This window comes from Bradyrhizobium sp. AZCC 2230 (assembly GCF_036924495.1).
Lineage (GTDB): Bacteria > Pseudomonadota > Alphaproteobacteria > Rhizobiales > Xanthobacteraceae > Bradyrhizobium > Bradyrhizobium rifense.
Genome location: NZ_JAZHRS010000001.1, coordinates 6,569,576 through 6,594,844 on the forward strand (window position 1 = coordinate 6,569,576; position 25,269 = coordinate 6,594,844).

The 25,269-nt window shown below is 64.3% G+C and carries 20 protein-coding genes and 1 pseudogene; 15 read left to right on the plus strand and 6 right to left on the minus strand.

What is annotated here, in order from left to right:
* Window positions 1-14: 14 nt before the first annotated feature.
* The 4 genes from V1280_RS31455 to V1280_RS31470 all read left to right on the plus strand — a co-directional run bounded on the left by V1280_RS31455 (window position 15) and on the right by V1280_RS31470 (window position 4,334).
* On the plus strand, window positions 15-818 hold the full coding sequence (locus tag V1280_RS31455) for an ABC transporter ATP-binding protein (protein WP_334533574.1): 804 nt from the start codon (window positions 15-17) through the stop codon (window positions 816-818).
* Between the two features lie 190 nt (window positions 819-1,008).
* Complete coding sequence (locus V1280_RS31460) at window positions 1,009-1,827, plus strand: ABC transporter permease (protein WP_334533577.1); 819 nt, start codon at window positions 1,009-1,011, stop codon at window positions 1,825-1,827.
* A 121-nt stretch (window positions 1,828-1,948) separates the two neighbouring features.
* Window positions 1,949-3,277 (plus strand): polyhydroxyalkanoate depolymerase, encoded by a 1,329-nt coding sequence (locus V1280_RS31465; RefSeq protein ID WP_334533580.1) that lies wholly within the window; start codon window positions 1,949-1,951, stop codon window positions 3,275-3,277.
* 217 nt (window positions 3,278-3,494) lie between these two features.
* Complete coding sequence (locus tag V1280_RS31470; protein WP_334533583.1) at window positions 3,495-4,334, plus strand: M48 family metallopeptidase; 840 nt, start codon at window positions 3,495-3,497, stop codon at window positions 4,332-4,334.
* Window positions 4,335-4,514: 180 nt separating this feature from the next.
* Here V1280_RS31470 and V1280_RS31475 read toward each other — a convergent pair whose 3' ends face one another.
* The gene (locus tag V1280_RS31475; protein WP_334538468.1) at window positions 4,515-6,737 is read right to left on the minus strand and encodes a transglycosylase domain-containing protein; all 2,223 of its coding nucleotides are present in this window, start codon (window positions 6,735-6,737) and stop codon (window positions 4,515-4,517) included.
* Between the two features lie 166 nt (window positions 6,738-6,903).
* Between V1280_RS31475 and V1280_RS31480 the strand changes: the two genes are divergently transcribed.
* Entirely contained in the window at window positions 6,904-7,329 is a 426-nt protein-coding gene (locus V1280_RS31480) for a DUF1330 domain-containing protein (RefSeq protein ID WP_334533586.1), read from the plus strand.
* A 123-nt stretch (window positions 7,330-7,452) separates the two neighbouring features.
* Here V1280_RS31480 and V1280_RS31485 read toward each other — a convergent pair whose 3' ends face one another.
* The 3 genes from V1280_RS31485 to V1280_RS31495 all read right to left on the minus strand — a co-directional run bounded on the left by V1280_RS31485 (window position 7,453) and on the right by V1280_RS31495 (window position 10,573).
* Window positions 7,453-8,679, minus strand: a complete 1,227-nt coding sequence (locus V1280_RS31485) for an ABC transporter substrate-binding protein (protein WP_334533589.1) — start codon at window positions 8,677-8,679, stop codon at window positions 7,453-7,455.
* A gap of 162 nt (window positions 8,680-8,841) precedes the next feature.
* On the minus strand, window positions 8,842-10,068 hold the full coding sequence (locus tag V1280_RS31490) for an ABC transporter substrate-binding protein (protein ID WP_334533592.1): 1,227 nt from the start codon (window positions 10,066-10,068) through the stop codon (window positions 8,842-8,844).
* A 148-nt stretch (window positions 10,069-10,216) separates the two neighbouring features.
* Window positions 10,217-10,573, minus strand: a complete 357-nt coding sequence (locus tag V1280_RS31495; protein ID WP_442895256.1) for a DUF1304 domain-containing protein — start codon at window positions 10,571-10,573, stop codon at window positions 10,217-10,219.
* 94 nt (window positions 10,574-10,667) lie between these two features.
* On the opposite strand from V1280_RS31495, the gene V1280_RS31500 reads away from it, so the two are divergent.
* Entirely contained in the window at window positions 10,668-11,198 is a 531-nt protein-coding gene (locus tag V1280_RS31500) for a methylated-DNA--[protein]-cysteine S-methyltransferase (RefSeq protein WP_334533597.1), read from the plus strand.
* A gap of 126 nt (window positions 11,199-11,324) precedes the next feature.
* Here the strand turns inward: V1280_RS31500 and V1280_RS31505 are convergent, their stop codons facing one another.
* Window positions 11,325-14,114, minus strand: coding sequence for a [protein-PII] uridylyltransferase (locus V1280_RS31505; RefSeq protein ID WP_334533599.1), 2,790 nt, complete (start codon window positions 14,112-14,114; stop codon window positions 11,325-11,327).
* 188 nt (window positions 14,115-14,302) lie between these two features.
* On the opposite strand from V1280_RS31505, the gene V1280_RS31510 reads away from it, so the two are divergent.
* The 5 genes from V1280_RS31510 to V1280_RS31530 all read left to right on the plus strand — a co-directional run bounded on the left by V1280_RS31510 (window position 14,303) and on the right by V1280_RS31530 (window position 18,464).
* A complete protein-coding gene (locus V1280_RS31510) occupies window positions 14,303-15,274 on the plus strand; it encodes an aliphatic sulfonate ABC transporter substrate-binding protein (RefSeq protein ID WP_334533601.1) in 972 nt (323 codons plus the stop codon).
* A 149-nt stretch (window positions 15,275-15,423) separates the two neighbouring features.
* Window positions 15,424-16,269, plus strand: coding sequence for an ABC transporter permease (locus V1280_RS31515; RefSeq protein ID WP_334533603.1), 846 nt, complete (start codon window positions 15,424-15,426; stop codon window positions 16,267-16,269).
* 4 nt (window positions 16,270-16,273) lie between these two features.
* Window positions 16,274-17,059: an ABC transporter ATP-binding protein gene (locus V1280_RS31520; RefSeq protein WP_334533605.1), complete on the plus strand. Its 786-nt coding sequence runs from the start codon at window positions 16,274-16,276 to the stop codon at window positions 17,057-17,059.
* A gap of 53 nt (window positions 17,060-17,112) precedes the next feature.
* Window positions 17,113-17,622: an OsmC family protein gene (locus V1280_RS31525; RefSeq protein WP_334533607.1), complete on the plus strand. Its 510-nt coding sequence runs from the start codon at window positions 17,113-17,115 to the stop codon at window positions 17,620-17,622.
* 38 nt (window positions 17,623-17,660) lie between these two features.
* Window positions 17,661-18,464, plus strand: coding sequence for a hypothetical protein (locus V1280_RS31530; protein ID WP_334533609.1), 804 nt, complete (start codon window positions 17,661-17,663; stop codon window positions 18,462-18,464).
* Window positions 18,465-18,565: 101 nt separating this feature from the next.
* Here V1280_RS31530 and mutS read toward each other — a convergent pair whose 3' ends face one another.
* A complete protein-coding gene (gene mutS, locus V1280_RS31535; RefSeq protein ID WP_334533611.1) occupies window positions 18,566-21,304 on the minus strand; it encodes a DNA mismatch repair protein MutS in 2,739 nt (912 codons plus the stop codon).
* A gap of 317 nt (window positions 21,305-21,621) precedes the next feature.
* On the opposite strand from mutS, the gene pcaF reads away from it, so the two are divergent.
* The 4 genes and pseudogenes from pcaF to pcaG all read left to right on the plus strand — a co-directional run bounded on the left by pcaF (window position 21,622) and on the right by pcaG (window position 25,202).
* On the plus strand, window positions 21,622-22,830 hold the full coding sequence (gene pcaF / locus V1280_RS31540; protein WP_334533613.1) for a 3-oxoadipyl-CoA thiolase: 1,209 nt from the start codon (window positions 21,622-21,624) through the stop codon (window positions 22,828-22,830).
* A gap of 50 nt (window positions 22,831-22,880) precedes the next feature.
* A complete protein-coding gene (locus V1280_RS31545; protein ID WP_334533615.1) occupies window positions 22,881-23,774 on the plus strand; it encodes a dioxygenase family protein in 894 nt (297 codons plus the stop codon).
* A 133-nt stretch (window positions 23,775-23,907) separates the two neighbouring features.
* Window positions 23,908-24,609, plus strand: coding sequence for a protocatechuate 3,4-dioxygenase subunit beta (gene pcaH / locus V1280_RS31550; protein ID WP_334533616.1), 702 nt, complete (start codon window positions 23,908-23,910; stop codon window positions 24,607-24,609).
* Window positions 24,584-25,202, plus strand: a pseudogene (gene pcaG, locus V1280_RS31555) (protocatechuate 3,4-dioxygenase subunit alpha). Before pcaH ends, pcaG begins: the two are co-directional and overlap by 26 nt.
* Window positions 25,203-25,269: the final 67 nt, after the last annotated feature.

Here is a 25,269-nt window from a genome sequence, read left to right on the forward strand (position 1 = left end):
AGAACGCCTTTAGCATGACTGAGAACACCAAGGCTTCAAGTCGGCCGACTGTCGCGGACAGCACTTTGTCCGCGGCCATCGAGGTCGATCGCCTCGTCAAGTTCTACAAGCAGACCCGTGCGGTGGACGGCATCTCCTTTACGCTTCCCCGCGGCAGCATCACCGGGCTTCTGGGCGGCAACGGCGCCGGCAAGACCACCACCATCGCGATGATCATGGGGCTGGTGCTGCCGACCTCCGGCCGTGTGCAGGTGCTCGGGCATCGGATGCCCGAGGAGAGCGCGGCCGTGCTTGGGCGGATGAATTTCGAGAGCCCCTATGTCGACATGCCGATGCGGCTCACGGTGCGGCAGAACCTCACCATCTTCGGCAAGCTCTATGCGGTCAGAAACCTCGCCGACCGCATTGCGAAGCTGGCCGCCGAACTCGATCTCAACGACTTCATCGACCGTGCCAACGGCAAGCTCTCCGCCGGGCAGAAGACCCGCGTCGCGCTGGCGAAGGCGCTGATCAACGAGCCCGAGTTGTTGCTGCTGGACGAGCCGACCGCCTCGCTCGATCCTGATACGGCCGACTGGGTGCGGGCGCATCTGGAGCGTTATCGCAAGGACAACAACGCCACCATCCTTTTGGCCTCGCACAACATGCTCGAGGTCGAGCGGCTCTGCGACCGCGTCATCATCATGAAGCGCGGCCGCGTCGAGGACGACGACACGCCCGACGCCATCATGGCCCGCTACAACCGCACCACGCTTGAGGAGGTGTTTCTGGACGTCGCGCGCGGGCGGGTGAACGGTGCGAAGGAGGGAGCGCGATGAGGGCGGCTCTCAGTTTTAGCCGTAGCCGCGCGCACAACCGTCATCCTGAGGTGCGCGCCCTTCGCGCGCCTCGAAGGATGTGCTGCAAGCGTACGTGGCCCATCCTTCGAGGCAAGCCTTGCGATGCGGTACGCATCGCAAGGCTTGCACCTCAGGATGACGCCGGCGGTCCAGGCTACGGGATACCTCAATGACCGAGCTCACCCTCCACCGCAGTATCTCCCCTCAGCGCATCGGCGCGATGATCCTGCGCTACTGGTATCTCCTGATGTCGTCCTGGCCGCGGCTGCTCGAGCTATTGTACTGGCCGGCACTGCAGATCATCACCTGGGGCTTTCTTCAGCTCTACATCGCGCAGAACGCCAATTTCTTCGCGCGCGCCGGCGGCACGCTGATCGGCGCCGTCATTCTTTGGGACATCCTGTTCCGCGGCCAGCTCGGCTTCTCCATCTCCTTCCTGGAGGAGATGTGGGCGCGCAACCTCGGCAATCTCATGATGAGCCCGCTGAAGCCGATCGAGTTTCTGCTGTCGCTGATGGTGATGAGCCTGATCCGGCTCGCGATCGGCGTCATCCCGATGACGCTGCTCGCGATCGCGTTCTTTCACTTCAATGTCTACAGTCTCGGCCTGCCGCTGATCGCCTTCTTCTGCAATCTGATCTTCACCAGCTGGTCGGTCGGCATCTTCGTTTCGGGCCTGGTGCTGCGGAACGGCCTTGGCGCGGAGAGCATCGTCTGGACGTTGATGTTCGCGATCATGCCGCTCGCCTGCATCTATTATCCGGTCAGCGTGCTGCCGACCTGGCTGCAATATGTCGCCTGGTCGTTGCCGCCGACCTACGTGTTCGAGGGAATGCGGGCGCTGCTGATCGAGCAAACCTTCAGAACCGATCTGATGCTGGACGCGTTAGCCATCAATGCGGTGCTCCTTGCTGCTTCTTTTTGGGCATTCCTTGCCCTTTTGCGCAGCGCCCGAAAGCACGGCTCGCTGCTCGCGGGCGGCGAATAACGTCACTTTCCCGTGGATTTCGGCTGGTTTAACCCCTTCGGATACGTACATGTACGGAAGCATGCATTGACGCAATATTACGCATTCGGCAGTATGCTGCGATGCGAAGAGGAATTTGATCATGCCTATTGGTGAGTTTGGCGGCGCACCGCCCCTGGCGAGTGAAGGCAGTCCTGTCCTGACCACGCCGATGTACTGGATGTACGAGATGGCGCAGGCCTCTCTCAATCCGGCACGCGCCGTCACCGATGCGACCAAGCTGCTGTTTCAGAATCCGCTGAATCCCTGGGCGCGCACCGACGTCGGCAAGTCGGTCGCTGCGGCCTGCGAATTGTTCGAGCGCACCACGCGCCGCTACGGCAAGCCGGAATGGGGTCTCAACGACACCGAGGTCAACGGCATCCGCGTCCCCGTCGAGGTCCGCTCGGTCTGGGAAAAGCCGTTCTGCAAGCTGCTCTATTTCGATCGCAAGTTCGCTCGTCCGCTGCGCAGCCCGCAGCCGCGCGTGCTGATCGTGGCGCCGATGTCCGGCCATTACGCGACGCTGCTGCGCGGCACGGTCGAGGCCTTCCTGCCGGCGCATGAGGTCTACATCACCGATTGGGCCGATGCCCGCATGGTGCCCTTGAGCGACGGCCGCTTCGATCTCGACGACTACATCGATTACGTCATCGAGATGCTGCATGTGCTGGGCGGCAACACCCATGTGCTGGCGGTGTGCCAGCCGTCCGTGCCCGTCGTCGCCGCCGTCTCGATCATGGAAGCACGGCGCGATCCCTTCGTGCCGACCTCGATGACGCTGATGGGCGGCCCGATCGACACCCGGCGCAATCCGACCGGCGTGAACCAGCTCGCGCAGGAGCGCGGCATCGACTGGTTCCGCAACACCGTCATCACCAAGGTGCCGTTCCCGCATCCGGGCATGATGCGCGACGTCTATCCGGGCTTTTTGCAGCTCAACGGCTTCATCAGCATGAATCTGGACCGGCACATGGACGCCCACAAGCGTCTGTTCGCCAATCTGGTGAAGGGCGACGGCGACCTCGTCGACAAGCATCGCGACTTCTATGACGAATATCTCGCGGTGATGGACCTGTCGGCCGAGTATTATCTGCAGACGGTCGACACCGTGTTCGTGAAGCATTCGCTGCCGAAGGGCGAGATGATGCATCGTGGAACTCGCGTCGATCCTTCCAAGGTGACGCGCGTTGCGTTGATGACGGTCGAAGGCGAGAACGACGACATCTCAGGTCTTGGTCAGACCGAAGCAACGCACACATTATGTAGTGCGATCCCCGATCATCGCCGCGTTCATTACGTTCAGAAGGGCGTTGGACATTACGGAGTGTTCAACGGCTCGCGCTTCAAGTCGGAAATCGTGCCGCGTATCCATGATTTCATGGTCTCGGCTGCGAATCCGAGCTCGTTGCAGGCGCTTGCAGCTGAATAACTGCGAATTTCGGCTTTCCCGTCAGAAATTCAGGCCCTGCCGAAGGCTCCGGGAGGACCCGGTTCCTGCTAGATTCGAGGTATTTAGGTAGTCTTGTAGGAGTGAGTCACCCCTCACCCCTTGGGGGTGCCACATGCGTCCAGCGGGGGCGAAAAAAGCGGGTTCCAACCCCAGTCTGTAGGGTCTCCCGGACGCCAGACCCCTGTATATTGGGCAAATGATTTGTTTTTGCGCCGAGCGCTTTCCCTGGCGGCGGTTATGGCAGAATCCGGGCGAACTCTTGCTCCCCGGACTGACAGACATGGCCACTCGCGCGCTCCTCTATCGTCGGCCCCACGAACCAAAGACCCTCGTCATCAGCCATGGATCGCAATTCTTTGCGATTCGGCTGCGCAGGCACCGTCGAGCGCGCCGTTACACGCTCAGAATTCATCCGAGCGACCGCGAAGCGATCCTCACGATCCCGCCGCGCGGCACGCTCGCTGAAGCAAAGGACTTCGCTCAGCGTCACGGTGCGTGGATCGCGGCTCGTCTTGGTCGTTTGCCGAAAGCTGCACCGTTCCAGCCTGGCACAGTGATACCGCTCCGCGGCGTTCCCCATCGCATCGTGCATCGCGCCGGCACGCGCGGCACGGTGTGGACCGAAATTCGCGACAGCGGTGAACGCATTGTCTGCGTCGCCGGCGGCCTCGAGCATGTCGATCGCCGCGTCAGCGACTTCCTCAAGCGCGAGGCGCGCCACGATCTGCAGCGTTCGGCGCAGACCCACGCCGTCGAGCTCGGCGTCAAGGTGAAGCGGCTCTCGATCCGCGATCAGTCCAGCCGCTGGGGCTCCTGCACCTCGGCAGGCTCGCTGTCGTTCTCCTGGCGCCTGATCCTCGCGCCGCCCTACGTGCTCGACTACCTCGCCGCGCATGAAGTCGCCCATCTCGTCGAGATGAACCACTCGGCCCGCTTCTGGCGCGTCTGCGGCAAGATCTGTCCGTCAATGGAGCGCGCCAAGAAGTGGCTCGACACCTACGGCAACGATCTGCACCGGTACGGGGTCGAGGATTAGGGCGCGCTGTTGCGTCTCGGAAGCTGTCATCGCCCGCCTTGCGCGGGCGATGCGCGTTTTGCTCCGTCGCATCAAGGCCTTCAGCCAATCCACCGCGGATCACGCGACACCACGCCGCCTACTGTGCATGGGGTTGTTTTCGCGTTTTTGAATTGAGGTCGCCGGGACCTCCGGCCGAAGCTAGCGATTCCCGCCAAACAGCCGGTCCATCAGCCAGCCATCAAGACCTGCGGCTGCTTCCGGCCGCGCGTTGACATTGGCGCGCGTCGGCGGCGGGGCGCGATAGCCGCCATTGCTGACCGGCGCCGATGCGGGTCCGGTCGCCGCCTGTGTCGGCGGCGACACCTGCGATGAGATCTGCACGAGGTTCGCCGGCCCCCAATTGTTTTGCAGGTTCGGCAGGCCGGCCACCTGCACGCCCTCGTGCGCGGTGCGCATGAAGCGGGTCCAGACTTCCACCGGCAGCCCGCCGCCGGTCGCCTTCTTGGTCGGCGAGTTGTCGTCATTGCCGAGCCAGACGCCGGTGACGAGGTTCGACGTGTAGCCGATGAACCAGGCGTCGCGATAATCCTGGCTGGTGCCGGTCTTGCCGGCCGCCTGCCAGCCGGGGATATCGGCCTTCTTCGCGGTGCCTGAGATCAGCGTCTCCCGCATCATCGTGTTCATCATGCCCACGTAACGCGGCTCGATCACCTGATTGTGCTCGTCGGCCGGCCGCATGTAGAGCAGCTTGCCGTCGAGCGTTTTGATCCGCGTCACCACATGCGGCGTCGCCGCGAAGCCGCCATTGGCGAACGGTGCATAGGCGCCGACCAGCTCGACAACGGACACTTCGGACGTGCCGAGCGCGATCGAGGCGTTGGGCTCGAGCTTCGAGGAGATGCCGAGCCGGTGTGCGGTGCGCACCACGTTCTTCGGCCCGACCTCGAGGCCGAGGCGGATGGCGACGGTGTTGAGCGACATCGCCAGCGCCTGCGTCAGCGTCACCGCGCCGAAATATTCATGGGTGTAGTTCTCGGGCTTCCAGCCCTTGACCTCGATCGGCGCGTCCTGGCGGACGGTATCGGGCGTCAGGCCCTGCTCCATCGCCGTCAGATAGACGAACGGCTTGAACGAGGAGCCCGGCTGGCGCTTGGCGGTCACCGCGCGGTTGTACTGGCTGTCGGAATAGTTCCGGCCGCCGACCATGGCGCGCACCGCGCCGTCGGGCGTCATCGCCACCAGCGCGCCCTGGCTGACATTGAACTTCACGCTTTTGGCCGCGAGCTCGTCGATGACGGCGGTCTCCGCGACGGCCTGGAGTTTTGGATCGATCGTGGTCTCGACCTTGATGCTGTCGTCGATCTGGCCGACGAGGTCGTCCAGCACCTCGCCGATCCAGTCGGCGACGTAGTTCACGGTGCCGGCGCCGACCGGCTTCACATTGTAGGAGGGGTGGCCAATCGAAGCCTGGGCCTGCGCCTCGGTGATGAAACTTGCATCCGCCATCGCCGCGAGCACGATTTTCGCGCGCGCTTCCGCGCCTTCGGGATTGCGGTTTGGCGCGAGCCGCGAGGGCGATTTGACCAGGCCAGCCAGCATCGCGGCTTCCGCCACGGTCACGCTCTTCGCCGGCTTGCCGAAATATTTTTGCGCGGCGGCTTCGACGCCATAGGCGCCGGAGCCGAAATAGACGCGGTTGAGATAGAGCTCCAGGATTTCGTTCTTGGAATGCTTGCGCTCCAGCCAGATCGCAAGCTCCGCCTCCTGCAGCTTGCGCGCCATGGTGCGCTCCTGGGTCAGGAACAGGTTCTTGGCGAGCTGCTGCGTCAGCGTCGAGCCGCCCTGCGATACGCCGCGATGAAGCACGTTGGTGACGAGCGCGCGCAGGATGCCGATGGGGTCGATGCCGAAATGCGAATAGAAGCGGCGGTCTTCGATGGCGATGAACGCCTTGGGCAGATAGGGCGGCAGGTCCTTCAGCGAGACGTTGGCGCCGGCCATCTCGCCGCGTTGCGCCAGCAGGCTGCCGTCCATGCCGACGATCTGGATCGTCGGCGGCCGCTTGGGAATCTCCAGCGACTGGATCGGCGGCAGATGGGCGCCGACCCAGATCACGACGCCGATCACGGCGATCACGCCCCACAGGCTCAGCACGGCGCCCCAATAGACGAGGCGGCCGAGGCCGGCGCTGAAAGATGATTTCGACCGGCGCTTGGCGCCGCTGCTTTTGGCTGGCGCCTTCCGCTCGCGCGGCGGCTCGTCGTCGGATGGTTCGGCTTTGCGCTTGCCGGCGGATTTCTTCGGCTTGTCGTCGCCGCCGCCGGGAATGCGATCGGCCGCCGTCAGGCGCAGATCGGCGAGCGCCGCGGGCAAGCCGAACAACGGCTCCTTCCGACCACCCTTTTTCTTTCCCGACCCCATACGCAAACGCCCGGTCATCCCGCCCCGCCGCACGCTAGCGGTCGGGGTTTAAGGCCCGGTTACCCCGACGTTAACGCGTGATTAGGAGGTGCGGCATTCCCAGGCCGCAGTTCCGCTCATTCCACGGCAGGGCTAGGATCGCGGCCATAAGAAAGAGGGAACCCGCATGGGCCACATCGATCCGACCAAGGACATCTTCGCGCAATTCCGGGACAACGACCGTCCCGGCCCGATCCACATGCTCAACCTGGTGCGCTTGCGCAAGGACGCGGCGTATCCCGATGGCCGCAAGGCCAGCGGCGCGGAAGCCTATGCGGCCTATGGTCGCGAAAGCGGCCCGGTGTTCGAACGTCTCGGCGGCCGCATCGTCTGGCAGGGCAGGTTCGAGCTGATGCTGATCGGTCCGCAGGACGAGCGTTGGGATCATTGCTTCATCGCCGAATACCCGAGCGTCGCCGCCTTCGTCGAGATGATCCGCGACCCCGTCTATCGCGAGGCGGTCAAGCATCGGCAGGCGGGGGTGGAGGATTCGCGGTTGATCCGGCACGCGGTGCTGCCGGTGGGGAAGACCTTTGGCGAGATACCGGCCTGAGTCGCTCTCTATCGTCATGGCCGGGCTTGACCCAGCCATCCACGCCTCGCTTTGCCGCCCCCAAAACGTGGATGCCCGGGACAAGCCCGGGCATGACGTCGTTGAGGCAGTTGGTTTCGGTGACTAACCCGCCGGACCTGCGTCCTCCAGAATCGGGCCGAACAGCTCCCAGCGCTCGCCGTTGAACTTCATCATCTGAAGCTGCTTGTTGACGCGGTAGTCGGTCGCCGAGGTGTTGGCCTTGATGCCGGGCAGCGCGACGTCGCTCGCAACGTCCTTCAGTGAAGCGGCCTGCTTCATGACGTTCTCGCGCGTCAGGTCGTCACCGCACTGCTTCAGGACATGGACCAGGAGCTGGGCGGTGCCATAACCATAGGTGTTGAAGTTAGAATCCTTGTCGCCATCCGGATAGTACTTGGCCATGAAGTCGAAATACCTCTTCAGACCGGCGTCGTCCTTCCAGGTCGGATCCAGCGGCTCCTTGCCGTAGTTGACGCTGATCAGGTCCTTGGCGGCATCGAGGCCAGCGGGCTTCAACACCGCGCCGACCGAGGTGGCGTTGATGTCGACGATCTGCACCGGATGCCAGCCCATCTCGGCGATCTTCTTGATCGCCTGCGCGGCCTGCTTCGGCGTCGTCGCGCTGAAGAACAGGTCTGCGCCGGCATCCTTGATCTTGAGGATCTGGGAGTCGACGGTCGGATCGGAGACTTCGTAGGACGCTTCGGTCACGATCATCTTGGCGGCCTTGTCGCCGAGGCCGGCCTTGATGCCGTTCAGATAGTCCTTGCCGAGGTCGTCGTTCTGATAGAGCACGCCGATCTTCGCGTTCGGATGCTCCTTCAGAATGTACTGGCCGTAGATGCGGCCCTCGACGAAGTAATTCGGATTGTATCCCATGGTCCAGGGGAAGTTCTTCGGGTCGGTGAACCGCGAGGCGCCGGTGGCCGCGAACAGCTGCGGCACTTTCTTGGAATTGAGATATTTCTGGACGGCCGCGTTCACGGGCGTGCCGATGATCTGGAAGGTCAGCAGCACCTCGTCGCTCTCGACGAGCTTGCGGATCTGCTCCACGGCTTTCGGCGGCGAATAGGCGTCGTCGTATTGGATCAGATTGATCTTGCGGCCATTGATGCCGCCCTGGTCGTTGATCATCTTGAAATAGGCGGCCTGCGTCTTGCCGATCGACGAATAGGCCGACGCCGGTCCGGAAAACGGCATGGTCTGTCCGACCTTGATCTCGGTGTCACTGGCGCCCGGATCGTACTTTTTCTGGGCATTGGCCGCAGACATCGACAGCGCCAGGGTCAGCGCCGTTGCCGTGGCCAGATGCAGAATTCCATTCCTCATTCGCAATTTCCTCAGTCTGTTATTGCAGATGGTCTGCCGGGCGCACTACGCGTCCGGTGCCATCGCTGAGGGCGAGTGTGGCGGAGCGGTTGCTGCAACGCAAGGTGGGGAGGTGCTGGCCGTTCGTAGGGTGGGTGACGTAACCCACCCTACGAGTCTGAACTAACCCGATGGGCCCGAGTCCTCGATGATCGGGCCGAACAGCTCCCAACGCTCGCCGTTGAACTTCATCATCTGCATCTGTTTGTTGACACGGTAGTCGTTCGGCCCGGTGTTGATCTTGATGCCGGGCAGCGCGAAGCTCGGGGTGAAGTCCTTGATGTTGGCGACCTGCTTCATGATGTTCTCGCGCGAGAGGTCGTCGCCGCATTGCTTCAGCACCTGGACCAGCAGCTCCGCCACCGAATAGGCGTAGGTGTTGACGGTGTTGAGCTTGTCACCATCGGGGAAATACTTGTCCATGAAGGCGAAGAAGGCCTTCACGCCCGGGTCGTCCTTCCACTGCGGATCACCTGGCTCCTTACCATATTGGGTCGAGATGATGCCCTTGGAGATGTCGAGGCCGGCCGGCTTGAGCGTCGCCGAGATCGGACTCGCATTGATGTCGACGATATGCACCGGCGTCCAGCCGAGGTCGGCCAGCTTCTTGATCGCTTGCGCGGCGAATTTCGGCGTCGACGCGTCATAGAACAGGTCGGCCCCCATCGATTTCAGCTTCACCACCTGGGAGTCCACCGTCGGATCGGTCACCTCGTAGGACACCTCGCCGACGATCATGCTGGCGGCCTTGTCACCGAGACCGCTCTTCAGGCCGGCAAGATAGTCTCGGCCCATGTCGTCATTCTGGTAGAGCACGCCGATCTTGGCGTTCGGATGCTCCTTGAGAATGTACTTGGCGTAGATGCGTCCCTCGGAGATGTAGTTGGGATTGTAGGCAATGGTCCAGGGATAGTTCTGCGGATCGTTGAAGCGCGCAGCGCCAGTCGAGGCGAGGAGCTGCGGGATCTTCTTGCCGTTGAGATATTTCTGCACGGCGGCGTTTGCCGCGGTGCCGATGATCTGGAAGGTGAAGAGCACTTCGTCGCCTTCGACGAGCTTGCGGATCTGCTCGACGGTCTTCGGCGGCGAATAGGCGTCGTCATACTGGATCAGGTTGATCTTGCGGCCGTTGATGCCGCCCTGATCGTTGATCATCTTGAAGTAGGCCGCCTGGGTCTTGCCGATATTGGCGTAGACGGAATAGGCGCCCGAGAACGGCACGGTCTGGCCGATCTTGATCTCGGTGTCGCTCGCGCCGGTGTCGTATTTCTTCTGGGCGAGAGCTTGGTTGGCGGAGAACGCGAAGGCGAGCGCCGCCGTGGCAGCTAGGTAGGCTCTGCGAGTCTTCATGTTGGGTTGTTCCTCCTGACGGAATTTTCCGGCCGACGGTCTTTTCCCGTTGGTTGCAACGGTCGCCATCGCTGCCGAAGAGTGTGGAGGAAGGCGAGGGGCCGCGCAAGGATCGCGGCGCTGCGCCGTAGCGCTTCAGGCCAAGGTCTTAGGCCAGAAACAATGCAGCCAGTGCGATCGCCGCCGGCAGCGCCTGTACGACCAGGATGCGCGTGCTGACGGTCGCCGCACCGTAGGCGCCGGCCACGATCACGCAGAGCAGGAAGAACACCTTGATCTGGAACGCGAAGGCCGGGTTGCCGTGTATCAGACCCCAGATCAGGCCGGCGACGAGGAAGCCGTTATAGAGGCCCTGGTTGGCGGCCAGCACCTTCGTGATCTCGGCCTTCTCGGGCGTATTGCGGAAGACCTTCAGGCCCTGCGGCTTGTCCCAGAGGAACATCTCCAGGATCAGGAAGTAGGCGTGCAGTGCGGCGACAAGCGCCACCAGGATATTGGCGATCAGAATCAAGTTGAGCCCCCAAAGCGTCAGCTTTCGGGTGGACGTTAGCATGGCCGGCATGGCAAGTGCGACGTGTGTTTCGATGCAAGGTGTCGCAATGGCTGCTCGATCAGCACCTCCACCCGAAAGCTTTGGCCTCGATCGCCTGGCAACGCCGATCGGGATCGCGCTGCTCGTCACCGACGCCGAGGGTGCGCTGCGCGCGCTCGACTGGGACGATTACGAGCACCGCATGCGCGAGCTGCTGCGGCTGCATTACGGTGCGGTAGATTTGAGCGAGCGTTCCGCGCCGGCTGCGATGAAGGCCGCGCTGTCGGATTACTTCGCCGGTGATCTTGGACAGCTTTCGGCGATCGCCTGGCGCATCGCGGGCACGCCGTTTCAGCAAAAAGTCTGGACTGCGCTCGCCAAAATCCCGGCCGGCACCACGATGAGCTATGGCGCACTCGCCACAAAGATCGAGATGCCCAAGGCCATTCGCGCCGTCGGCCACGCCAACGGCTCCAACCCGATCAGCGTGGTGTTGCCGTGCCATCGGCTGATCGGCGCCGATGGATCGCTGGTGAAATATGGCGGCGGCCTCGAGCGCAAGCGCTGGCTGCTCCGGCATGAGGGGGTGGAGGTTTAGTTCTCTCTCCACTGTCATTCCGGGGCGCGCGAAGCGCGAGCCCGGAATCCATCAGGCCGCATCGACGGTACCGATGAATGGATTCCGGGCTCGCCGCTGCGCGGCGCCCCGGAATGACGAAAGAAATCACGCCGCCGGCTGAACCGCCTTGTCGCCGGCCATGACATGGGTCAGCGCGCTCTTGATCGCGGATTGCCGGGTCGGCGCGTTGATCTGCGCACCCAAGAGGTCGGTGACGTAGAACACGTCGCGGGCGCGTTCGCCGAAAGTCGCGACATGGGCCGAGGCGATGTTGAGATTGAGTTTCGAAATCGCGGTGGTCAGCTCGTAGAGCAGGCCGGGGCGGTCGAGGCCGGACACTTCGATCACGGTGTAGCGGTCGGACCACTGGTTGTTGATGGTCACTTCCGGCTCGATCACGAACGGCCGCGCCTTGCTGCGCACGGTGCGCCGCGCCACCACTTCGGGCAGGCGCAGCTTGCCTTCCAGCACGTCCTCGATCATCTCGCCGATGCGCGTGGCGCGGCGGCCCTCGTCCTCGTCGCGGTCGTATTCCCGGGAGATCGAGATCGTGTCCAGCGCGCGGCCGTCGGTCGTGGTGTAGATCTGCGCGTCGACGATGTTGGCGCCGGCGGAAGCGCAGGCGCCGGCAATGATCGACAGCAGCCAGGGATGGTCGGCGGCGAAGATGGTGAGCTCGGTGACGCCGCGCACCTCGTCGAAGCCGACATTGATCGCGAGCTTGTGGCCGGCCTGTTCGCTCGACCGCACGAAGCGGGCGTGGCGAATTTTGCGCGGCAGCTCGACCTTGAGCCAATAGGCCGGATAGTGCCGGCCGATATAGGCATCGAGCTCATCCGCCGGCCATTCGGCGAAGGCGTGCCGGAATTCGGCGTAGGCGGCCGTGAGGCGCTTGCCGCGGTCGACCTCCGAGAAGCCGCCGGTCAGCACCGGTTCGGTCTCGTAATAAAGCGAGCGCAGCAGCTGCGCCTTCCAACCGTTCCACACGCCCGGACCGACGCCGCGGATGTCGGCGGTGGTCAGGATCGTGAGCAGCTTCATCTGCTCGACCGACTGCACCACTGCGGCGAAATTCTCGATGGTCTTGCGGTCGGAGAGATCGCGCGACTGCGCGACCGTGGACATCGTGAGATGCTCCTCGATCAGCCAGGCCACGAGCTCGGTGTCGGCTGCGCTGAAGCCGAGCCGCGGGCAGAGCCGTCGCGCGACCTTGGCGCCTGCGATCGAATGATCCTCGGGCCGTCCCTTGGCGATGTCGTGCAGCAGCGTCGTGATGTAGATCACCGAGCGGTGCTCAGGCCGGATCTTGCGCATCAGATCGCTGGCGACCGCAAATTCCTCGGCGCCGCCGCGCTCGATGTCCTGGAGGAAGCCGACGCAGCGGATCAGATGCTCGTCGACAGTGTAGTGATGATACATATTGAACTGCATCATCGAGACGATCTTGCCGAAGGCGCGGATGAAATGGCCGAGCACGCCGGTCTCGTTCATCCGCCGCAGCACGATCTCGGCGTTGTCGGAGGTCAGGATCTCCATGAACAGGCGATTGGCCTCGGGATTCTCCCGCATCTGTGCGTTGATCAGGCCGAGCGAGCGCGTCACGTCGCGCATCGCGTCCGGGTGGAAGGCGAGGTTGTTCTTCTGCGCCAGCCGGAAGATGCGGATCAGATTGACCGGATCGTGCTTGAAGATGTCGGGCGCGGCGACGTTGATTCGGTTGTTGTCGACGATGAAGTCGTCGCTGTCAGGCACGCGCCGCTTCACAGGCGTGGGGCGAAGCCGCGCCATCATCCGGCTCAAGACCGGCGCGGGCTTGGCCTGCTGGTCCTCGAGCTTGGCGCAGAGGATGGCGGTGAGGTTGCCGACTTCCTTGGCGACCAGGAAGTAGTGCTTCATGAAGCGCTCGACATCCTGCATGCCGGGATGCGAGGTGTAGCCGAGCCGGATTGCGATCTCGCGCTGGAGGTCGAAGGACAGGCGCTCTTCGGCGCGGCCCGAGTAGAAATGCAGATTGCAGCGCACCGACCAGAGGAAGTCGGCGCAGCGGCGGAAGCTGCGGTACTCCTGCGCGTCGAACACGCCGCGCTCGGCCAGCTCGTCGGTGTCGCGCACGCGATAGACGTATTTGGCGATCCAGAACAGCGTGTGCAGGTCGCGTAGCGCGCCCTTGCCGTCCTTGACATTGGGCTCGACCAGATAGCGCGACTGGCCGCCGCGGCGATGCCGCTCCTCGCGTTCGGCGAGCTTTGCGGTGACGAATTCGGACGCGGTGCCCTGCACCACTTCCTTGTCGAAGCGCGCAACCAACTCGTCATAGAGCGGCTGGTCGCCGGTGAGGAAGCGCGTCTCCAGGATCGCGGTGCGGATGGTCATGTCGCCGCGCGCCTGCCGGATCGATTCATCGACCGAGCGCGTGGCGTGGCCGACCTTCAGCCCCATGTCCCAGAGGCAATAGAGAATGGCTTCAGCGACCTGCTCGCCCCAGGCGGTCTGCTTGTAGGGCAGGATGAACAGGAGATCGATGTCGGATTCGGGGGCCATCAGGCCGCGGCCATAGCCGCCGGTCGCGACCACCGCCATGCGCTCCGCGCCGCTCGGGATCGGCGAGCGGTAGAGATGACGGGTCGCGGCTGAATAGAGGATGCGGATGATCTCATCCTGCACGTGGCACAGCCGCTCGGCGCAGCGGCGGCCGTGGCGGTCCTTCAGCAGGATTGCCTGCGCTGCGGCGCGCGCGGCGAGCAGCTCGGCCTTGAGCAGTTGCGCGGTCGCGGTGCGGAACGTGTCCTCGCGGCCCTGATGCTTTTCGGCAAGCGCATCGACCGCGGCGGTGATCCGCGCGGTATCGAAGCGATCATCCAGCTGTGGCTTGTGCTCGGTCGCAACGCTGTCCATGTCTCACCGGATATAAGAGGCGACAGGCGCTGTCACCCGCCATTCTCTGGCAATAGTCGTTCCATGCTGGAAAAGGTCGGCATCGCGCAAAATTGTTCTCAGGCCGCGCGCTTTCAAGGGTGGGATTTTCTCGTTGACCTCTAGATATAACTCATTGAAAAACAATGAAGTTTTGAGGAGGCTTGGGCATGACCAAGGTGACACGACGTATTCTCTTGGCGGGAGCCGTTGCGCTCGCCGTGACCCCCGCGGCACGGGCTGCTGATGCGCTCAAGGAAATCCGCATCGACTGGGCGACCTACAATCCGGTGTCGATGGTCCTGAAGCAGAAGGGGCTCTTGGAGAAGGAGTTCGCCAAGGACGGCATCACCATCACCTGGGTGCAGTCGGCCGGCTCCAACAAGGCGCTCGAATTCCTCAATGCCGGCTCGATCGATTTCGGTTCGACCGCGGGTTCGGCAGCGCTGGTCGCGCGCATCAACGGCAACCCGATCAAGTCGATCTATGTCTATTCGCGCCCCGAGTGGACCGCGCTGGTCACGGGCAAGGATTCCAAGATCGCGAGCGTTGCTGACCTCAAGGGCAAGCGCGTCGCGGTGACGCGCGGCACCGATCCGCACATCTTCCTGGTGCGCGCGCTGCTTGGCGCTGGCCTCACCGAAAAGGACATCACCCCGGTGCTGCTCCAGCACGCCGACGGCAAGACTGCGCTGATTCGCGGCGACGTCGATGCCTGGGCCGGTCTCGATCCCATGATTGCGCAGGCCGAGGTCGAGGAAGGCGCAAAGCTGTTCTATCGCAAGGCGGACGCCAACACCTGGGGCATCCTCAATGTGCGCGAGCAGTTCCTGAAGGACTATCCGGACGCCGCCCGCCGCGTGCTCGCGGTGTACGAGGAGGCGCGGAAATACTCGCTGGCGAATTACGATGATCTCAAGAAGACCTTCATCGCGGTCACCAAACTGCCCGACGCCGTCGTGGACAAGCAGCTCAAGGAGCGCACCGAGCTTACCCACAGCCGCATTGGCGCACCCCAGCGCGAGTCGATCCTTGCCGCAGGCCTTGCCCTGCAACAGGCCGGCGTCGTCGACGCCAAGGTCGATGTGAAGGCGACGCTGGATGCGCTGATCGACGACCAGGTCCCGTTGCCGACGAATTGAGGTTGGTCTGTAGCCCGGATGGAGCGCAGCGAAATCCGGGATTCTTTTCACGCGGCACGGCCCCGGATTGCGCTTCGCTCCATCCGGGCTACGCAGGTGGATAGAGGCGCGCCCTTGCATTCCCGCACGAGACGCGCTTCCTACGGGCCATGATCTCCGACGCGCCAGTTTTGCAGCAGTCCTCGGAACCGGCCGAGACCGCCGTCGCGCCCTCGCGGCTGTCGCGTTATGCGCGGCCGATGCTGTCATTGCTGCTGCCGTTGATCCTCGCGCTCGGCTGGGAGCTCGTGGTCTGGTCCGGCTGGTCCAATGGAAGGCTGGTGCCGCCGCCCTCGCGGGTCTTTGCCACCATCGCCGATCTCGCCCGCTCCGGCGAGCTGGTCCGTCACATCGCCGCGACGCTGTGGCGTGTCGGTGTTGGCTTCGCCTTCGGCGTGGTCGCAGGCACGCTGCTCGGCGCGATCTCCGGATACTGGTCGCTGGCGCGGCGGTTGCTCGATCCGACCGTGCAGGCACTGCGCGCGATCCCGTCGCTGGCGTGGGTACCGCTGTTCATCCTCTGGCTCGGCATTTTCGAGACGTCCAAGATCGCGCTGATCGCGGTCGGCGTGTTCTTCCCGGTCTATCTCGGCGTGATGGGCGCGATCCTCATCGTCGACCGCAAGATCGTCGAGGTCGGCCACACCTTTCGCCTTTCCGGCTTCGCGATGATTCGCCGTATCCTGCTGCCCGCGGTGCTGCCGGCCTATGTCGTCTCCTTGCGCGTCGGCCTCGGTCTCGGCTGGATGTTCGTGGTGGCGGCCGAGCTGATCGGCGCCTCTGAAGGCCTCGGCTATCTCCTGCTCGACGGCCAGCAGCTCGGCAAGCCCGCGCAGATCCTCGCCGCGATCGTGATCTTCGCCATTCTCGGCAAGTTGACCGACTGGCTGATCGAGGTCGCGGCCGCGCCGTTCCTGCGCTGGCAGGACACCTTCGGGCGCGTGAAGGGAGCGTAACGCGATGCTGGCGCTCGACCGGGTCAGCAAGACCTATCCGAATGGTGTGCACGCGTTGGCACGCTTCTCCGCCGAGATCAGGCAGGGCGAGATCGTCGCCATCATCGGCGGCTCCGGCTGCGGCAAATCAACATTGCTCCGCGCCATTGCCGGCCTCGACCGCGCCAGTTCCGGCACAGTGACGCTCGACAGCGAAGCGATCGCCGCGCCACACGCCAAGATCGGCATCATCTTCCAGGAGCCGCGGCTGCTGCCCTGGCTCAGCGTCGCCGACAATATCGGTTTTGGATTAGCCGATCTGCCTGCAGCTGAGCGACGCGAGAAGGTGGCGCGTGCGCTCGCCCGCGTCGGCCTCGCCGACAAGGGACAGGCCTGGCCGCGCGAGCTCTCTGGCGGGCAGGCCCAGCGCGTCGCGATCGCACGCGCGCTGGTGCCACAGCCCGAGGTGCTCCTGCTCGACGAGCCGTTCTCGGCGCTCGACGCCTTCACCCGCCGCGACCTGCAGGATCATCTGCTCGACCTCTGGGCCGACACGCGGCCGACCTTGATCCTCGTCACCCATGACGTCGACGAGGCCGTGGTGCTGGCCGATCGCGTGCTGGTGATGCGGCCGCGGCCGGGCCGACTGTTCGACCAGATCGAGATCAATCTGGGCCGGCCGCGCGACCGCAATTCGCCGCTGTTCGAGAATTTCAAGCGAAATGTGCTGACGTCACTCGACCGTTCGCTCGACCGCAACGTGCCCGACCGTGACGCAACCCAGGGTCCCGGTCAGGCCATGTGGTGGTGACATTTTCGCGTCAAGCCGGTACATCGAGGGGCAATTTTCCGGGAGAGAACAAGATGGACGCCGCAGAACTGCGCCAGATGCAGGCCCCGATCAAGGAACGCTACAAGACCGATCCCAAGACCGCGCTGATCACGCTGAAGGCCAAGGGCTCGACCGACAGCGAAGGCATCGCCTGCAAGGTCGAGACCGGCCGCGCCATCGCGATGGCTGGCCTGCATCCCGCCACCGGCGGCTCCGGCCTCGAGCTCTGCTCCGGCGACATGCTGCTGGAAGCGCTTGTGGCCTGCGCCGGCGTCACGCTGAAGTCGGTCGCGACCGCGATCGAGGTGCCGCTCAGGACCGGTAACGTATACGCCGAGGGCGATCTCGATTTCCGCGGCACGCTCGGCGTCGACAAGGAAACCCCGGTCGGCTTCGCCGAGATCCGCCTGCGCTTCGAGGTCGATACCGATGCGCCCCAGGACAAGCTCGATCTCCTGCTCAAGCTCACCGAGCGCTATTGCGTGGTCTATCAGACCATCAAGAACGGCCCGAAGGTTTCGGTGTCGATGCAGCGGATGTAGCTGCCACCCTCCCTTTGAGGGAGGGCAAGAAGAAGAAAATGCCTGCCGAACTGTCCTACATTCTCTTCCTTCTGCTGCGCATGGCGGTTGCGGCCGCCTTCGTGGTGTCGGCGTCTGTTATCACCGAGCGCTCCGGCCCGGTGATCGGTGCGCTGGTGGCGACGCTGCCGATCTCGGCCGGTCCCTCCTATGTCTTCCTTGCGATCGACCATGACGCTGCCTTCATCGCGCAGGGTGCGCTGTCGAGCCTCCCGGTCAATGCCGCGACGATCTTCATGGGTCTCACCTATGTCGTGCTGGCGCAGCGGCAGAGCTTTGCCGTGAGTGTCGGAAGCGCGGTGGCGGTGTGGATCGTGCTGGCGTCCATCATCCGTCTGTTCGACTGGACCTTGATGGCCGGGCTCGCCGTCAATCTGGTCGCCTTCGCCATCTGCATTCCGCTGCTCGCAAAGTATCGCCACGTGAAAATGCCGCTGGTGACGCGCCGCTGGTACGACATTCCGTTGCGTGCGTCGCTGGTCGCAACGCTGGTTGCGATCGTGGTCTCGACTTCGGGCTGGGTCGGCCCGCGCGTGTCCGGCGTGATCGCGCTCTATCCGATCGTCTTCACCAGCATCATGGTCATCCTGCATCCGCGCATCGGCGGCCCGCCGACAGCCGCCGTGTTCGCGAACTCCGCCTGGGGCCTGCTCGGCTTCGGTATGGCGATCGCGGTGCTGCATCTCGGGGCTGCGAATTTCGGCTCGGCAATCGGTCTCAGCATGGGCCTTGCCACCTGCATCGTGTGGAATTTGACGCTGTGGTGGAACGGGCGACGGAAGCGGCTGGCGATGGTCTCGTAGGGTGGGCAAAGGCGCGCTCTTCGCGCGCCGTGCCCACGAATTCTACGATCTCGGCCATCGCATCGTGGGCACGCTTCGCTTTGCCCACCCTACGAGACCGTTCACTGCTTCGGCAGCTTGGCCTTCAGCGCATAGAGCGCATCCAGCGCCTCGCGCGGGGACATCTCGTCCGGGTGAAGCGCCTTCACGGCGTCCATCACTAGCTCGGCCTCGGTCGGCGGCGCGGCTTCTGCGGCGGCGCGCGAGGGCACTGCGAACAGCGGGAGGTCATCGGCAAGCGCGCGGGCGGTCTGGCCGCGGTCCTGGGCTTCGAGTTTCGCCAGCACGGATTTCGCGCGCGTGATCACGGCCGGCGGCAGGCCGGCGAGCTTGGCGACCTGGATGCCGTAGGAGCGGTCGGCCGAGCCCGGTAGCACCTCGTGCAGGAACACGACATTGCCCTGCCACTCCTTGACCCGCACGGTCGCGTTGAACATCCGCGGCAGTTTTGCCGAGAGCGCGGTCAGCTCGTGATAATGCGTCGCGAACAGCGTGCGGCACCGGTTGCTTTCGTGCAGATGCTCGATCGCGGCCCATGCAATGGAGAGGCCGTCGAAGGTCGCGGTGCCGCGGCCGATCTCGTCGAGGATCACCAGCGCGCGCTCGCCGGCCTGGTTGAGGATCGCAGCCGTCTCGACCATCTCCACCATGAAGGTGGAGCGGCCGCGCGCGAGATCGTCGGCGGCGCCGACGCGCGAGAACAGGCGGTCGATGATGCCGATCCGCGCGCGCGTGGCCGGCACGAAACTGCCGATCTGCGCCAGCAACGCGATCAGCGCGTTCTGGCGCAGGAAGGTCGACTTACCCGCCATGTTCGGACCGGTCAGCAGCCAGAGCTGGCCGGATTTTTGTGCGGGGCTAGGTGAGAGATCGCAGGCATTGGCGATGAACGGCTCACCATTGCGCTTCAAAGCCTGCTCGACCACGGGATGGCGGCCGGCTTCGATGGCGAAGCCGAGCGAGCCATCGACCTCGGGCCGCACATAGTTTTCGTCGACCGCGAGCTTGGCCAGCGACGTCGCAACATCGAGCAGCGCAAAGCCTTGCGCCGCAGCGCGCAGATCGTCGCTGATCTCGAGCGCCTTGGCGCAGAGCCGCTCGAAGATTTCGAGCTCGAGCCCGAGCGCGCGGTCGCCGGCGTTGGCGATCTTGGCTTCGATCTCGCCAAGCTCTGAGGTCGTGAAGCGCACCTGGCCCGCCAGCGTCTGGCGATGAATGAACGTCGCGTTCAGCGGCGCCGACATCAGCTTGTCGCCGTGCTGCGCGGTGACCTCGACGAAATAGCCGAGCACGTTGTTGTGGCGGATCTTGAGGCCCTTCACGCCCGTGTTGTCGGCGTAGCGCGCCTGCATCGAGGCCACCACCAGGCGTGAGGCATCGCGCAGGCTTCGCGTCTCGTCGAGCGCGGGCTCGTAGCCCTGGCGGACGAAGCCGCCATCGCGTTTGATCAGCGGCAACTGCTCGTCGAGTGCGCGGGCAAATTCGGCCGCGAGCTCGCGCGAGGGACGTTGCAAAGCGGCCATCACCGCAGCGATCTCCTGCGGCGGTTGGTCAAGTTCGGAAAGCCGCGCCAGCACCTGATCGGCTGCCAGAATGCCGTCACGCAAGCCCGCAAGGTCGCGCGGTCCGCCGCGGCCCACCGAGAGACGGGCGAGCGCGCGCGACATGTCGGGCGCGCCGCGCAAGATGCTGCGGATGTCCTCGCGGGTGGCCGAATCCGCGACGAAGGCGCTGACGGCATCGAGCCGCCGCGCGATCGCCGGCGCATCGGTCAAGGGTGCTGCGAGCCGCTGCGCCAGCAGGCGCGAGCCGGCCGAGGTCACCGCGCAATCGATGGCATCGAGCAGCGAGCCGCGGCGTTCGCCTGCGAGCGTCCGCGTCAGTTCGAGATTGGCCCGGGTGGCCGGATCGATCGCCATGGTCGCGCCCGAGGCTTCGCGCGCGGGCGGCGACAGCGGCGGATGCTTGCCGACCTGGGTGCGGTCGACATAGGTGACGGCGGCGGCAGCAGCCGTGGCCTCCAGCCGCGAGAGCTGGGCCAGCCCGTCCATGGTCGCGACGGCAAAGTAGTCGCAGAGCCGCTTCTCGGCGGTGGCGCCATCGAAGACGTCGCGGGTCACCGGCGTCACCGCCGGCAGCTCGCGCAAGGTTTGTCCGAGCTCGTTATCGCCAAAGAGCGCGTCGGTGACGATCGCTTCGTTCGGATTGATGCGCGCCAGCGTCGCGGCGAGCTCACCGTGAGAGCATTCCGTCACCGTGAATTCGGCGGTCGAGATGTCGATCCAGGCGAGGCCGAAGCGGTCGCCGCCGGCGGATGAACGCGCGCGCGCAATCGCCAGCAGGTAATTGTTGGCGCGGGCGTCGAGCAGCGTGTCTTCGGTCAGCGTGCCCGGCGTGACCAGCCGGACGACGCCGCGGCGCACGACGCTCTTGTTGCCGCGTGCTTTCGCAGCGGCGGGATCCTCGGTCTGCTCGCAGACGGCAACCCGGTGGCCGGCGCTGATCAGGCGATGCAGATAATCCTCGGAGCGTTCGACCGGCACGCCGCACATCGGGATGTCGTTGCCCTGATGCTTGCCGCGCTTGGTCAGCACGATGCCGAGCGTCTTCGAGGCGATCTCGGCGTCCTCGAAGAACAGCTCGTAGAAATCGCCCATCCGGTAGAACAGCAGCAGGCCCTGATGCGCCGCCTTGATCTCGAGGTACTGTTCCATCATCGGTGTGACGCGCGCGGCGGCGTCTGCCTGCGGCGTGGGCGCTTCGTCGGGGGGCGGTACGGGGATGGGCTGTTGCATCGTCATTAGAGCGTTTTCGAGTGAAGTGGGTACCGGTTCGCGTGAAGAAAATGCGTCAAAACAAGAATCTTGGAGTGCGGTCCCGACCGCGCTCCAAGGCGGCGCAACCTACAAAATTTCGCCTCCTGCTCCTATCGCTTTGGCCGGGGAGGGGAGGTTTTCCACGTTGTCCGCACCGCGGCATGCGCTGGCGGCGTGGATACCCCAGGGAATACGCAAGAAACCGTCAATTGACCTGCCGCGGGCGCCCTCCTAAAACTCCGCCGACATTCAAGAATTTTGGAAGAATTTTCGCCGAACCGCGGCAGTCAGGGAGAACAACGATGCGTGACGTCTTTATCTGCGATGCCGTGCGGACCCCGATCGGCCGTTTCGGCGGCTCGCTTGCCAAGGTGCGCGCCGACGACCTCGCGGCGGCCCCGATCAAGGCGCTGATGGCCAAGCACCCCAATCTCGACTGGGCGCAGGTGGACGAAGTCTTCTTCGGCTGTGCCAACCAGGCCGGCGAGGACAACCGCAATGTCGCGCGCATGGCGCTGCTGCTCGCGGGGCTGCCGGACTCGGTTCCCGGCCAGACCCTGAACCGGCTCTGCGCCTCCGGCCTCGATGCCGTCGGTGCTGCGGGGCGCGCCATTCGCTCCGGCGAGATCGAGCTCGCGATCGCCGGCGGTGTGGAATCCATGACCCGCGCGCCGTTCGTGATGGGCAAGGCGCAGGAAGCCTTCTCGCGTTCGGCCGAGATATTCGACACCACGATCGGCTGGCGCTTCATCAATCCGCTGCTCAAGGCGCAATATGGCGTCGATGCCATGCCCGAGACCGGCGAGAACGTCGCCGAGGAATTCCAGGTCTCGCGCGCCGACCAGGATGCTTTCGCCATCCGCTCGCAGCAGCGCGCGGGTGCGGCGATCGCCGCCGGCTATTTCGCCGAAGAAATCACGCCGATCACCATTCCCGGCGGCAAGGCCGGTCCTGTTACCATCGACAAGGACGAGCATCCGCGTCCCGAGACCACGCTCGAAGCCCTGACAAAACTGAAGCCGATCGTGCGCAATCCCGGCACGGTGACGGCGGGCAATGCGTCGGGCGTCAATGACGGCGCGGCTGCGATGATCCTGGCCTCGGAAGCTGCCGTGAAGAAGCATGGCCTCACGCCGCGCGCCCGCATTCTCGGCCTCGCCTCGGCCGGCGTGCCGCCGCGCATCATGGGAATCGGTCCCGTGCCCGCGACTCGCAAACTGATGGAACGTCTGGGCAAGAAGATCAGTGATTTCGATCTGATCGAGCTCAACGAAGCCTTCGCCTCGCAGGGCATCGCCTGCATGCGCCAGCTCGGCGTCGCTGACGATGCCGATTTCGTCAATCCGCATGGCGGCGCCATCGCGCTCGGCCATCCCCTCGGCATGAGCGGCGCGCGCCTTGCGCTCACCGCCGTCCACGGCATGGAGAAGCGCGGCGGCAAGCTTGCGCTGGCCACAATGTGCGTCGGCGTCGGCCAGGGCGTTGCCGTTGCGATCGAGAAGTTGAACTAAGCTTTCTCCCTCTCTCCGCTTGTGGGGAGAGGGCTTTTTGGGGCCGTACCATGATCATCGAGCGCGAGCAGGACGTCACGGCCGCCGCACTGGCGGTGATGGAGCGGACGTCCGATCCGCGGATGCGGCAGATCATGGTCTCATTGGTCAAGCATTTGCACGGCTTTGTCCGTGACGTGCGCCTGACCGAAAAGGAATTCCGCGACGCGACCGCGATCATTGCCGAACTCGGCAAGCTGACCACCGACACGCACAACGAAGTTGTGCTGATGGCGGGCTCGCTCGGCGTCTCGCCGCTGGTTTGTCTGCTCAACAACGGCAATCAGGGCAACACCGAAACCGATCAATCGCTGCTCGGCCCGTTCTGGCGGCTGAACTCGCCGCGGGTGGAGAATGGCGGATCGATCGTCCGCTCGCAGACACCGGGCGCGTCGCTGTTCGTCAACGGCCACGTCGTCGACAAGGACGGCCGTCCCGTCGTCGGTGCGGAGGTCGATGTTTGGCACGCCTCGCCGGTCGGGCTCTATGAGAACCAGGACCCCGAGCAGGCCGACATGAACCTGCGCGGCAAGTTCACGACCGACGCCGACGGGCGCTTCTCGTTCCGCTCGGTGATGATGGTCGGCTATCCGATTCCGACCAACGGTGTCGTCGGCCGCCTCTTGGAGGCGCAGAGCCGCCACCCCTATCGTCCCGCGCATCTGCACGCCCTGGTCTTCAAGCCGGGATTCAAGGTGCTGATCTCGCAGGTCTACGATCCCAACGACCCCCATATCGACAGCGACGTGCAGTTCGGCGTGACACAAGCGCTGATCGGCAAGTTCCTGCGCCACGAGACGCCGCATCCGACCGCGCGTGACGTTTCGACGCCATGGTATTCGCTCGACCACACTTACCGGCTCGAGGCCGGCGAGGCCGTGCTGCCGCGTGCGCCGATCAAGTAAGGCTTGGTGACGGATGATGTCGGGTTCGCGGCAGGAGACCCGCTAAACCCGCTTCCCTAGATTAGTTATATTCTATAATGATTGGCGCAATTGTTGACCGGCTGGACCAAGATGGCCGGGGAGGAGTTCGCCAATGACATTCATCTATCCCACTGACAGCAACAAGGCGCATCCGCTGCCGCTGTCGCCCGAATACAAGAGCTCGATCAAGCGCGCGCCGAGCAAGCCCTTGATCCCGATGCGCCACACGCTGTCGGAACTGACCGGCCCGGTCTACGGCCACGAGACCGTGCGCGACGGCGACAGCGACCTCACCACCCAGCACACAGGCGAGCCGCTCGGCGAGCGCATCATCGTGCACGGCCATGTCCGTGACGAGGACGGCCGCGGCGTCCCGGACTCGCTGGTCGAGATCTGGCAGGCCAATGCCTGCGGCCGTTACGTCCATGTCCGCGATCAGCATCCGGCGCCGCTCGATCCGAATTTTACCGGCGCAGGCCGCACCCAGAGCGATGCCGCCGGTTACTATCGCTTCGTCACCATCAAGCCCGGCGCTTACCCTTGGGGCAATCACCACAATGCCTGGCGCCCCGCCCACATCCATCTCTCGGTGTTCGGTCATTCCTTCGTCACCCGCCTCGTGACGCAGATGTATTTCCCGGGCGACCCGTTGTTCCCGTTCGATCCGATCTTCAACTCGGTGCCGGACGAGAAGGCGCGGATGCGGATGGTGTCGTCGTTCGATCTGGAGAATACCAAGCCGGAATGGGCGCTGTGCTATCGCTTCGACATCGTGCTGCGTGGCAAGAATGCCACCCCCATGGAGACCAAGTAACGTGCAGGATAATGGGATCACACCATCGCAAACGGTCGGCCCGTTCTTCAAATACGGCATGACGCCGACCGGCGAATATGCCTGGAACGACGCCTTCACGAATTCGACGTTGACGCCTGACGTCACGGGCGACCGCGTCCGCATCGAGGGCCGGGTGTTTGATGGCGACGGTGCCGTGGTGCCGGACGCCATGCTGGAGATCTGGCAGGCGGATGCACAGGGTCGCTTTGCTGACCCTCAGGACAAGCGCGCGCTGCCGAACGCCAGCTTCCGCGGCTTTGCCCGCTGCGGCACCGACAAGGACGGCAATTATTCCTTCGACAGCATCAAGGCCGGGCGTCGTGCCCGATCCCGACGGCAAGCCGCAGGCACCGCATGTCGTTCTGGCGGTGTTCGCGCGCGGCATGCTGCGGCATCTCTATACCCGCATCTATTTCAGCGATGAGGCCGGCAACGCCGCCGACCCCGTGCTGGGACTGGTACCGGTCGACCGCCGCGCCACGCTGATCGCGGTGCGCGAGGCCGGCAAGCCGGTCTATCGCCTCGACCTGCGCCTGCAGGGCGACAACGAGACGGTGTTCTTCGACGTGTGACGTCTCGCCGCCTTCCTGTGAAGGCCGCTGTCGCGCGCTGGCGCTTCCCCGTGTGATCATGCAGAAT

What these genes read in the sequence shown, in the direction of transcription:
- V1280_RS31455 (WP_334533574.1), top strand. Translation starts at nt 15, where the DNA reads ATGACTGAGAACACCAAGGCTTCAAGTCGGCCGACTGTCGCGGACAGC.
- V1280_RS31460 (WP_334533577.1), top strand. Translation starts at nt 1,009, where the DNA reads ATGACCGAGCTCACCCTCCACCGCAGTATCTCCCCTCAGCGCATCGGC.
- V1280_RS31465 (WP_334533580.1), top strand. Translation starts at nt 1,949, where the DNA reads ATGCCTATTGGTGAGTTTGGCGGCGCACCGCCCCTGGCGAGTGAAGGC.
- V1280_RS31470 (WP_334533583.1), top strand. Translation starts at nt 3,495, where the DNA reads ATGATTTGTTTTTGCGCCGAGCGCTTTCCCTGGCGGCGGTTATGGCAG.
- V1280_RS31475 (WP_334538468.1), bottom strand. Translation starts at nt 6,737, where the DNA reads ATGGGGTCGGGAAAGAAAAAGGGTGGTCGGAAGGAGCCGTTGTTCGGC.
- V1280_RS31480 (WP_334533586.1), top strand. Translation starts at nt 6,904, where the DNA reads ATGGGCCACATCGATCCGACCAAGGACATCTTCGCGCAATTCCGGGAC.
- V1280_RS31485 (WP_334533589.1), bottom strand. Translation starts at nt 8,679, where the DNA reads ATGAGGAATGGAATTCTGCATCTGGCCACGGCAACGGCGCTGACCCTG.
- V1280_RS31490 (WP_334533592.1), bottom strand. Translation starts at nt 10,068, where the DNA reads ATGAAGACTCGCAGAGCCTACCTAGCTGCCACGGCGGCGCTCGCCTTC.
- V1280_RS31500 (WP_334533597.1), top strand. Translation starts at nt 10,668, where the DNA reads ATGGCTGCTCGATCAGCACCTCCACCCGAAAGCTTTGGCCTCGATCGC.
- V1280_RS31505 (WP_334533599.1), bottom strand. Translation starts at nt 14,114, where the DNA reads ATGGACAGCGTTGCGACCGAGCACAAGCCACAGCTGGATGATCGCTTC.
- V1280_RS31510 (WP_334533601.1), top strand. Translation starts at nt 14,303, where the DNA reads ATGACCAAGGTGACACGACGTATTCTCTTGGCGGGAGCCGTTGCGCTC.
- V1280_RS31515 (WP_334533603.1), top strand. Translation starts at nt 15,424, where the DNA reads ATGATCTCCGACGCGCCAGTTTTGCAGCAGTCCTCGGAACCGGCCGAG.
- V1280_RS31520 (WP_334533605.1), top strand. Translation starts at nt 16,274, where the DNA reads ATGCTGGCGCTCGACCGGGTCAGCAAGACCTATCCGAATGGTGTGCAC.
- V1280_RS31525 (WP_334533607.1), top strand. Translation starts at nt 17,113, where the DNA reads ATGGACGCCGCAGAACTGCGCCAGATGCAGGCCCCGATCAAGGAACGC.
- V1280_RS31530 (WP_334533609.1), top strand. Translation starts at nt 17,661, where the DNA reads ATGCCTGCCGAACTGTCCTACATTCTCTTCCTTCTGCTGCGCATGGCG.
- mutS (WP_334533611.1), bottom strand. Translation starts at nt 21,304, where the DNA reads ATGACGATGCAACAGCCCATCCCCGTACCGCCCCCCGACGAAGCGCCC.
- pcaF (WP_334533613.1), top strand. Translation starts at nt 21,622, where the DNA reads ATGCGTGACGTCTTTATCTGCGATGCCGTGCGGACCCCGATCGGCCGT.
- V1280_RS31545 (WP_334533615.1), top strand. Translation starts at nt 22,881, where the DNA reads ATGATCATCGAGCGCGAGCAGGACGTCACGGCCGCCGCACTGGCGGTG.
- pcaH (WP_334533616.1), top strand. Translation starts at nt 23,908, where the DNA reads ATGACATTCATCTATCCCACTGACAGCAACAAGGCGCATCCGCTGCCG.